At 66.4% G+C, this 524-nt stretch carries 1 protein-coding gene; it reads right to left on the bottom strand.

Annotated elements, in window-relative coordinates:
* Positions 1 to 365, bottom strand: a 365-nt coding sequence (locus tag AWB81_RS44145; RefSeq protein ID WP_200822668.1) for a hypothetical protein, incomplete at its 3' end; no start/stop codon positions are given.
* Positions 366 to 524: the final 159 nt, after the last annotated feature.

Here is a 524-nt window from a genome sequence, read left to right as displayed (position 1 = left end):
AGAACGCGCTTGAAGTCAGGAAGCGAATCGGGCGACACCAGTTCCGGCCGGCCAGATGCCAGCCCGCCGCCCTCGGTCTGCTCTTCGTCATCCGCTGGGGATTCCTGCGCAGCGATAGTCGGCGCGGACGCGGCCTTATGTTCGTTGGGACTTGCTGGTCGTTGTGGCGCGGGTTCCGGTTGCGCACCGAACCGCTCGGCATTAGCGTCGCTCCCGGCGACACTCGCGTGCTTGATCGATTCCAACGGCGCTGCTGCCGACCGGGGCTGCGGCTGCGGCTGTTCGATATGCAGTTCGGCCTGGGGTTCAGATCGACGTTGCATACCAGACGGCGCCGCTTGCGTCGTCAGGGCTTCGTCGTTCACCGGCTGACCGCCTTCCCTAGCCGCCATCGCAGCAGACATGCTCGCGTAGCTCGGTCGCTCGAAGCTCGGCGGGACGAACGGACTAAAACCTGGCTCGTCGTCGGCCGCGTCACCTTCAGGCCCCGACTGCGTCTGCACAGGGGGCACGGACTCGCGCCA

The sequence above is a fragment of the Caballeronia arationis genome (assembly GCF_001544975.2).
Classification (GTDB): Bacteria; Pseudomonadota; Gammaproteobacteria; order Burkholderiales; family Burkholderiaceae; genus Caballeronia; species Caballeronia arationis.
The sequence above is the reverse complement of the archived record's forward strand: the minus strand, read 5'-3'. Positions and strand labels throughout refer to the sequence as shown.